The following is a 6,979-nucleotide window of genomic DNA, read 5'->3' on the forward strand; positions in this document are numbered from 1 at the left end:
GACGCCTTGGTTCATCGCGTACACGTCGAGTTCCTCCCGCAGGTAGGCGACCGCCCGGCGCATCTTCGCCCGCACCTGATCGACCTCGGACGGGCCGCCGACATCTTCACGGTCGCAGTCCCTATCGGGGCAGTGCTGCTCGGACAGCATCTCGTCGACCACCCAGTCCTCCAGGTCACCGGGGGTCACCAGGTCGTTCAGTCGTTCGGCGACGATCCGCAGGGCGGTCGAGGCCAACTGGTGCTCAGTGAGCCTCACGCCGCCCCCTGCCATGGTGTTGCCCGCCGATGCTCGGTGTAGTCGTTGCGGTCCACGAACTGACCAACGTAGGCGATAGGTGACATGGACAGCGCAGTCCAGGTCATTGCCCGGCTGTACCGCTTGTCGGTGCAGAACCAGTGCGCCTCCGGGTCGCCGGCAGCCTGCGCACACTCGTCGTCGCGGCGGTAGACGAGCACAGGATGTGGTTCGCCCACCCGGGTCGCCACGTAGCCGCCGTGAGCGGGCTCGTTGAGGTCGCTCACGCCGTCACCCTCTCGTAGCCGTAGATGTCCGGGAACCCGCGCCCGAACAGGTGCTCCACGTAGATGAACCCGTTCCCGCAGCCCGACGGCACCGTGTTCCCGTGCTCGTCGACCTGGCGGCGGGACACCCGCGCCTGCCAGCCACTGACCGTCTTCCCCAACGCGGTGATCTTCACGATGTGCCGGTGACCCTCAGGCAGCCACGTCACACTCCGGTCAACCCACTCCTCCCCCACATACGGCGGCGGATCGAACCCGTCAGCGATCAGGGCCTGGGTGACGGCGACCTGGTCGGAAACTCGAACATCGGCCATCAGGCACCCCCGTGCTCGACCGGGTCGTGGTCTCCGATCCCGTATTGCTCGCAGCAGGCCAAGCCGAGCGACCGTCGGGCGCGAGCCCGATAGTTCTCCCGTTCAGGCTGGCGCGTCGGGTCGTCTGGCAGGTATGGGCTGAAGGCGTTGGAGCCTTCGGCTGTCGCGTACTCGGTCGCCCGCTCCTCGACCAGCTCGTTGCGTTCGTCAAGAGCGCGGACATGGGCAAGGCGCCGAGCGATTCTGTCGTCGTCAGTCATTAGATCTCCTTATCGCCGTAGCCGTGCCGTAGCACCATGCCGCCATCGGCGAGCTGCTCGTCGACTTCCACATCCCGGTACGGAGTGGCCTGGCCGGCGCTCACCCAGTTCTTACGGTCAAGCCCGTGGGTTATGGACTGCTTGAGGAGGACGCGGGTGTCGATGGCGACCACACTGCCCTCGGGAAGGCCGGCGGCCTTCACCTCGGTCATCAGGCGTTCCTCCACGGGATCTCGGTCCGGCCGACTTTCACGATGTCGCCCGGCTTGAGGTCGATTCCCAAGCCGCACCGGACCTTGATCGGGAAGGCCATCCCGGGCCTGCGTATCCACGTACCGTTGGTCGAAGCGAGGTCGTCGATCACGAACGTGCCGTCGTCGTGCTGGTCAATCTTTGCGTGGCGCGGGGAGGCGTAGCCGTCTTCGACGCGAAGATCGCAGCCCTCTCCGGTGCCGATCGTGAATGTGCGGATGACAGCCATCAAGCCCACACCCTCCCGGGCCGGGCAGCCTGCCACGGTCCGATCGTCTTGGTGTAGTCGTCGGCCACGGTCACCTCACGCGACACGACCCAGACTGACTCCACGCCACCCTCACGTCGGGTGGGCTCGTTCAGGGTGACCAGGTGGGACATCTTGCCGTCCGCGAGCATTTCAGCGTGCACCCGGTCGCCGAAGGCGGGGTGAATGGTGCTTGTGCCGTCGTAGCGGTGGTAGCGCGCTGCCCACTCGGTGCGGGTCTCGGACATCAGGCAACCTTTCCGTTTGCAACCTGACAGGTCATGCAACCGTCGGCGAACACCGTGCGGTCACAGCCACCACGGCACCGGTACGAGACAGCATCGGACGGGTCGGGGGCTTCCCTGCCGTACTTGTCGTAGCCGACCGGGCGGTGCAGCTCCACGGCGGTAGTCAGGGACTCCAGGGTGGGCATCAGGACTCCTCCACCGTGAACACGAGCTGCCGTGCTGCGCTGAGCGCCCCGGCGTACTGGACGACATCTACCGCCGCGGCGGCCAGCCGGCGTGCTTCGCTGGCCAGCTCTTGGTCGCCCCGTTCGAGGCTGCCGGTCAGTGAGGCTGCAACCCGGCTGGCCTCGTCGAGGGCGCGGGCAAGGTTGTCGTGGTGTCGTCGCACCTCGGCGTCGTATCCCCAGCGAGTCAGGTTGTCGGCCATCAGAACTCCTCCAGCACGCCGCTACGCACCACATGCCGCTCGAACACATGCCAGGTCTGCGAGTACTGCTCCTGCACGAACACCTCTACCTTCGCCCCGTCAGCCTGGTCGGCCGCCCACTGGCGGAGCCAGTCGTACGTCTTGTTCTCCGAGCGGTGCTTCTTCTCCGTGCCGTCGATGACGGTCTTCCAGGCGACATAGCGAGCCATCAGACCGTCACCTCCAGTTCGGCGAGCTTCTCCCGCAGCGCCTTGATCTCCGCTTCCAGGTCGGCGCGTTCCTCCTGAAGTTCCGCCACCCGCTCGGCGAGCAGGTCACGGTCCAGGTGGCGCAGTTCAATCGGTTCGAGGTCTCGAACGGTCATCGTCGTCTCCTTCGTCGCTGGTCAGTGTGGTCATCGCCCCGCCGTGATCGGGAGGCGTCTGCTGCGTTGGGGCCGCCCCCGCCGGGGGTGCGGGAACAGCCGGCCCAAAGGGATTCAGGACTTCCAGCGCTCCCCGTCCCAGCCGTCCGGGAGTGGTCCTTGCCAGCCTTCCGCGGGTTCCCAGGAGGCGCACGGGTCGCACGCCCAGATCGGCTGAAGGCGGTGCGCCGGGGTCGGGGCGCTCTTACCGAACGACGACGCGCGCATCGGCTGACCGCACGGCTCGTGGACACGGGAGGCGGTCATCGCTGCAACACCCGACCCGACATGCTCGACCCGCTCAGGACCACACCCGAACCGGACACATCCCCGGACATTGTCGACGCCGTCACGTGCGCCGCAGGCGAACCCTGGACGCGGATGTCACCCGACATGGACTTCAGCTGCGAGTCACCGGTGACTTCGTCGGCGCGGATGTCACCCGACATGGTCTGCGCCTGGACGAAGTGCACACCCTTGGTGGTGACGTCGCCGGACATGGTCTTCGCGACAAGGGTGGAGCCGGGCTCGAGGATGGCGCGCACGGTGATCGGCCCCGCCGAGAAGGGGCCGCTGCTACTGACGACCCGGCCGTTGATGATGACCTGGCTGCTGTAACCGTTCACGTTCCCGGCGATGATGCCGTAGTTGTTGCCTCCGATCGTCACTCCCCCGCCGCTGACGTTCTGCCCTTCCCGCAGGTCCACGTGGATCTCGTTGCCGTGGTCGCGGAACTCAGCCCGGCGGATCGCGTCCACGGCCGGGCCGGACTGGTCAGGGGTGGACAGTTCGATCCACGACCCGTTGACGTTCGGGTCGGAGACGACCTGAATGTCGGCGGCCTGGGTTTTGATGTGCAGGGTGACGGGGCCGCGCTGGCGGCCGGTGTGCTCGACGGTGGTCATGGTTGCTCCGTTCGAAGTTGGGGGCCCGCCCCGACCGGGGGTGCCGGGGCGGGCGGTACTGGGGTTAGACGTCGATCGCCCGATAGCGGCGGCATGTGCCGTCCGGTTGGGGCACGTCGAACAGGTCGTAGGTGCGGCGGACGGCACGGGCGACCCGCATGATGTCGAGGAAATCCACCCACGACAGGACGGTCGGTTCGGTGGTGTTGCCGGGCAGTTCGACGTCGTCGGCGTCGAGCAGCCATGAACGGACTGTGCAGTCACCGGTGCGCTGGTTGAGGCTCATGCCGCCACCCCGATCCTGGCGATCGCAGCGATCTCCTCACCGGACAGGCGGCCCGCAGCGAGCAGCGCATCTGCCACCCGCTCGACCGCCGGCCAATGCTCAGCGACATCCCGGTCGGCTTCCCGAAGTGCCGCGCCCGCATCAGCGACGGACAGCCCACACGTCCAGGCAACCTCGAAGTCACTACACGCGCCGGAGGCAACATCCACCCGATCGGCGTCATCGAGCGGGTAAGCCCAGCGGGTCGCCCAACGCTCGACCGCCGCCGCACCCGCCATGAGGGCCTTCGCCGGGTACCCGTCGGAGTTGAGGTGCACTCCGCCCGGGTTGCGTATCGCCGTGACATCACCTTCGGTGATGAACGCGAACTCGATCTGGGTGCCGCAGAGCAGGTGCACGACGGCGTGCCCAGCCTCGTGGATGGCGAGTTGTGCCCGCGAGTCCAGGTGGGGCAGGAGCAGGGCGCGGCCAGTTGAGCAGTCGGAGCACCAGGTGTTGTCCCCGCATTTGTCGGCGGGCCAGCAGCGGGTCTCGAGGATGCCGCGCCGGTGCCGGGCGCACAGGAAGTCGATCAGCCGGGCGGTCACAGTTCCACCGCCAGGAACAGTTCGTCGATCAACTGCTCGGCCGTGTCGTACGGGCCTTCGACCACTCCGCCGATCTCCGTGTACCAGTTGGCCGGGTCGGTGCCGGGGTCGGTTTCGTTGCCCCGGAAGATCTCGAACTTGTCGAGGCCCATGAACACGTGGAACTCGTCGAGTCCGGCCAGCTGTTTGACGGTGACGGTGTCCCCGCCGACGTGGTGTGCGGTTTCGCTGCGGTAGCTCACGGCCGCTCCTCGACCTTGGTCGTGTACTCGGCGAGCACGCGTTCGGCAACGGCCAGCTCCTCGGCGGAGTAGTGGAGAACCGGTACGTCCTCGACCATCTCCACCAGCGCGTCATGAAGGACCTTGTCCTCGACGCAGGCCGGACCCCGGTAGGTGCGAATCATCAGTTCAGCGGCTCGCCACTGCTCCGGAGTCAACTGGTCCTGATGCGTGCGCACGCCCTGCACGAACGCGGCCAAAGCCGCATGGCAGGCGATCAGTTCGTCGCTCACGACGACTCCTTCTCGTGGCAGCGGTCGCAGATGGCCTTCCACCGCCCGGCAGTCGCAACGTGAATGGTGTCGCCGGTGACGTGCTTGTGTCCGCAGGTCAACGGGACGTTGTTGTTCGTGTCGATGGGCTTGACCTTGTACGGCTCCAGGTGGGCCTTCACGCCGCCACCGCCTGTCCGCCGAGCTGCGCGGCGAGCACCCATCCGGCGCTGTTGAGCTGAACCGACGCGATCTTCCCGCGCTTGCCGTTGGCGAAGGTGGGGGTGCCGAGCCGGCGGTCGACGATCGACTGGAGCAGCAGCCAGTTCTGGCCGGGCAGGAGGGTGACGACACCGTTGTTGTGGCAGCGGATGCGGTCACGGGCGGCCGGACCCAACGGCTTGGTGTGGACGTGGGCGGCGCGGGTGGTGGGCTGCGCGCGGTGGCGGTAGGCGTCCAGGGTGGCCGGCGCGGGCAGGTCTGCCGCGGCTTCGGCCAGGACGGCGGAGGCGGAGATGAGCACGCCCGCTTCGGCGACGATGTCGCGGACGGGCCGGTGGCCGTTGTCGCGCAGGTAGCGGTAGTAGGCGGCGGCCTCGTTCAGGTCGGTGAACGGGCGGTTGAGCTCGGGGTGGTGATCGACGGTGAAGGAGACGCCGTCGTGGTGGCGGTCGACGCGGACGGTGAGACGGCCGAGGTCGAAGCTTGCGGTCTGGCCGGGCTGTAGCTTGAGCATGTCTGGCTCCTGGGTGCAGGGGTCGGACCCTGGGAAGCCTCTGCATCGGTGTCTTTGCCGGATCCGATGCGGGGGCTTTCCTCTTGCACCCAGAACTATTCCAGACTGTATCGGTTCTGTCTAGGGTGTATCGGTACTCCTGGCGGGTACGTCGAACCACACCTCATAAACCGATGCGTCGAGCACCAGCTGAGCGACCTCGATCACGCGGTCCTCAGTCCTGCTCAGGCGCACGATCTCCAGCACCGTCGGACCCGCCTTCAGGTCCAGCACCGCCACCTCCTCAGGCGAGGCCGCCCGCGCCTTCAGCCGTTCGTGGAACACCGCCACGACCTCGCCTTTCTCGGCGAGCCGGGCGTAGATTCCACCCTCGCCGGGGTCGTGATAGGCGACAGGAGTGCCCCGGGTCAGCTCCACCGGGAAATAGGCGTTCTCCAACTGCACCGTGTGGCCCTCGTGGTCCACGGTGGTCCGGCGCAGCAGGACAGGGTCGCCTTCCTCGACACCCAGATTCCTCGCCACCACCCAGGGCGCCGGCACTTCGTCGATGCGGCGGACCGTACGTGGCTGGCCGGGCAGGCTGACCGACATGAAGATGTCCCCGGGCGCCTGCCGGACGATGCGCTCGCTGGTGTCGCGGACGTAGTTGCCGGCGCCGTGCCGGGACTCGATGAGTCCTTCAGCTTTGAGCTTGTCGATGCCGCGCTGGGCTGTGCCTTTACTGATTGCTTGGCCTTCGGTCATCTCGGCCAGGGAGGGCAGCTTGTCACCGGGTTTGAGCTGGCCAGAGGCGATCTGCTGACGGATGTGCTGCGCGAGCGCTTCGGCGTTTTTGATGACTGTCACGGCTGCCCCCAGCTGTAGCGATACAGCACGGTACCAGTCAACCGGTACATCTCTTGATCAAGCTTCCCGAGGCTCACTCTCTAGTTCTTTTTGGAAAGCACCAATATAAAACAGCCACCCATGAGTTACGTTACTGCTTGACTGTTACGTGACTGTAGGGAATGATCGGAGGCATGACTCCACCCGACCCGATCAAAGTGGTCGAGGCCCGGCGCTTCCTCGCCGACTGCGACCCCGTGCAAATACGCGTGAACGCCGGCCTCAGCAAAGCCGAACTGGCGCGACTCGTCGGCGTCACCCCAGCCGCCATCAGCCTGCTCGAAGCAGGACTCCGTCGACCGTGGGGAAGGACGGCCGTCGCCTGGGCCGATGCTCTCGTCCGCATTCAGCTGGCGGGCCGCCCGGCAAGCAGCCGAACCGCCGCCTGAAACGACGAACGCCGGGGTGTACA

The 6,979-nt window shown here is 66.7% G+C and carries 21 protein-coding genes; all 21 read right to left on the reverse strand.

Annotated elements, in window-relative coordinates:
• Nucleotides 1–258, reverse strand: a 258-nt coding sequence (locus Afe05nite_RS43230) for a hypothetical protein (protein WP_203823174.1), incomplete at its 3' end; no start/stop codon positions are given.
• A complete protein-coding gene (locus tag Afe05nite_RS43235) occupies nt 255–524 on the reverse strand; it encodes a hypothetical protein (RefSeq protein ID WP_203823175.1) in 270 nt (89 codons plus the stop codon). The genes Afe05nite_RS43235 and Afe05nite_RS43230, both read right to left, overlap by 4 nt.
• Nucleotides 521–838: a hypothetical protein gene (locus Afe05nite_RS43240; RefSeq protein WP_203823176.1), complete on the reverse strand. Its 318-nt coding sequence runs from the start codon at nt 836–838 to the stop codon at nt 521–523. The genes Afe05nite_RS43235 and Afe05nite_RS43240 overlap by 4 nt, the downstream gene beginning before the upstream one ends.
• Entirely contained in the window at nt 838–1,098 is a 261-nt protein-coding gene (locus tag Afe05nite_RS43245) for a hypothetical protein (protein ID WP_203823177.1), read from the reverse strand. The genes Afe05nite_RS43240 and Afe05nite_RS43245 overlap by 1 nt, the downstream gene beginning before the upstream one ends.
• Nucleotides 1,098–1,310, reverse strand: coding sequence for a hypothetical protein (locus Afe05nite_RS43250; protein ID WP_203823178.1), 213 nt, complete (start codon nt 1,308–1,310; stop codon nt 1,098–1,100). Before Afe05nite_RS43250 ends, Afe05nite_RS43245 begins: the two co-directional genes overlap by 1 nt.
• Entirely contained in the window at nt 1,310–1,579 is a 270-nt protein-coding gene (locus tag Afe05nite_RS43255) for an FHA domain-containing protein (protein WP_203823179.1), read from the reverse strand. Before Afe05nite_RS43255 ends, Afe05nite_RS43250 begins: the two co-directional genes overlap by 1 nt.
• The gene (locus tag Afe05nite_RS43260) at nt 1,579–1,845 is read right to left on the reverse strand and encodes a hypothetical protein (protein WP_203823180.1); all 267 of its coding nucleotides are present in this window, start codon (nt 1,843–1,845) and stop codon (nt 1,579–1,581) included. The genes Afe05nite_RS43255 and Afe05nite_RS43260 overlap by 1 nt, the downstream gene beginning before the upstream one ends.
• Nucleotides 1,845–2,030: a hypothetical protein gene (locus Afe05nite_RS43265; RefSeq protein ID WP_203823181.1), complete on the reverse strand. Its 186-nt coding sequence runs from the start codon at nt 2,028–2,030 to the stop codon at nt 1,845–1,847. Before Afe05nite_RS43265 ends, Afe05nite_RS43260 begins: the two co-directional genes overlap by 1 nt.
• Complete coding sequence (locus Afe05nite_RS43270) at nt 2,030–2,272, reverse strand: hypothetical protein (protein WP_203823182.1); 243 nt, start codon at nt 2,270–2,272, stop codon at nt 2,030–2,032. The genes Afe05nite_RS43265 and Afe05nite_RS43270 overlap by 1 nt, the downstream gene beginning before the upstream one ends.
• On the reverse strand, nt 2,272–2,481 hold the full coding sequence (locus tag Afe05nite_RS43275; RefSeq protein WP_203823183.1) for a hypothetical protein: 210 nt from the start codon (nt 2,479–2,481) through the stop codon (nt 2,272–2,274). Before Afe05nite_RS43275 ends, Afe05nite_RS43270 begins: the two co-directional genes overlap by 1 nt.
• A complete protein-coding gene (locus Afe05nite_RS43280; protein WP_203823184.1) occupies nt 2,481–2,636 on the reverse strand; it encodes a hypothetical protein in 156 nt (51 codons plus the stop codon). Before Afe05nite_RS43280 ends, Afe05nite_RS43275 begins: the two co-directional genes overlap by 1 nt.
• A gap of 114 nt (nt 2,637–2,750) precedes the next feature.
• Complete coding sequence (locus Afe05nite_RS43285) at nt 2,751–2,942, reverse strand: hypothetical protein (RefSeq protein ID WP_203823185.1); 192 nt, start codon at nt 2,940–2,942, stop codon at nt 2,751–2,753.
• A complete protein-coding gene (locus Afe05nite_RS43290) occupies nt 2,939–3,580 on the reverse strand; it encodes a DUF4097 family beta strand repeat-containing protein (RefSeq protein WP_203823186.1) in 642 nt (213 codons plus the stop codon). The genes Afe05nite_RS43285 and Afe05nite_RS43290 overlap by 4 nt, the downstream gene beginning before the upstream one ends.
• Before the next feature lie 64 nt (nt 3,581–3,644).
• Nucleotides 3,645–3,866, reverse strand: a complete 222-nt coding sequence (locus Afe05nite_RS43295) for a hypothetical protein (protein WP_203823187.1) — start codon at nt 3,864–3,866, stop codon at nt 3,645–3,647.
• On the reverse strand, nt 3,863–4,453 hold the full coding sequence (locus Afe05nite_RS43300; protein WP_203823188.1) for a hypothetical protein: 591 nt from the start codon (nt 4,451–4,453) through the stop codon (nt 3,863–3,865). The genes Afe05nite_RS43295 and Afe05nite_RS43300 overlap by 4 nt, the downstream gene beginning before the upstream one ends.
• Complete coding sequence (locus Afe05nite_RS43305; RefSeq protein ID WP_203823189.1) at nt 4,450–4,695, reverse strand: hypothetical protein; 246 nt, start codon at nt 4,693–4,695, stop codon at nt 4,450–4,452. The genes Afe05nite_RS43300 and Afe05nite_RS43305 overlap by 4 nt, the downstream gene beginning before the upstream one ends.
• Nucleotides 4,692–4,967, reverse strand: coding sequence for a hypothetical protein (locus Afe05nite_RS43310; RefSeq protein ID WP_203823190.1), 276 nt, complete (start codon nt 4,965–4,967; stop codon nt 4,692–4,694). Before Afe05nite_RS43310 ends, Afe05nite_RS43305 begins: the two co-directional genes overlap by 4 nt.
• Nucleotides 4,964–5,128, reverse strand: coding sequence for a hypothetical protein (locus Afe05nite_RS43315; protein WP_203823191.1), 165 nt, complete (start codon nt 5,126–5,128; stop codon nt 4,964–4,966). The genes Afe05nite_RS43310 and Afe05nite_RS43315 overlap by 4 nt, the downstream gene beginning before the upstream one ends.
• Nucleotides 5,125–5,682, reverse strand: coding sequence for a hypothetical protein (locus Afe05nite_RS43320; protein ID WP_203823192.1), 558 nt, complete (start codon nt 5,680–5,682; stop codon nt 5,125–5,127). The genes Afe05nite_RS43315 and Afe05nite_RS43320 overlap by 4 nt, the downstream gene beginning before the upstream one ends.
• A gap of 120 nt (nt 5,683–5,802) precedes the next feature.
• Nucleotides 5,803–6,528: a GntR family transcriptional regulator gene (locus Afe05nite_RS43325; RefSeq protein WP_203823193.1), complete on the reverse strand. Its 726-nt coding sequence runs from the start codon at nt 6,526–6,528 to the stop codon at nt 5,803–5,805.
• A gap of 125 nt (nt 6,529–6,653) precedes the next feature.
• Nucleotides 6,654–6,979, reverse strand: a 326-nt coding sequence (locus Afe05nite_RS45185; protein ID WP_239118639.1) for a hypothetical protein, incomplete at its 5' end; no start/stop codon positions are given.

The organism is Paractinoplanes ferrugineus (genome assembly GCF_016862195.1).
In the GTDB taxonomy this organism is placed as follows: Bacteria; Actinomycetota; Actinomycetes; order Mycobacteriales; family Micromonosporaceae; genus Actinoplanes; species Actinoplanes ferrugineus.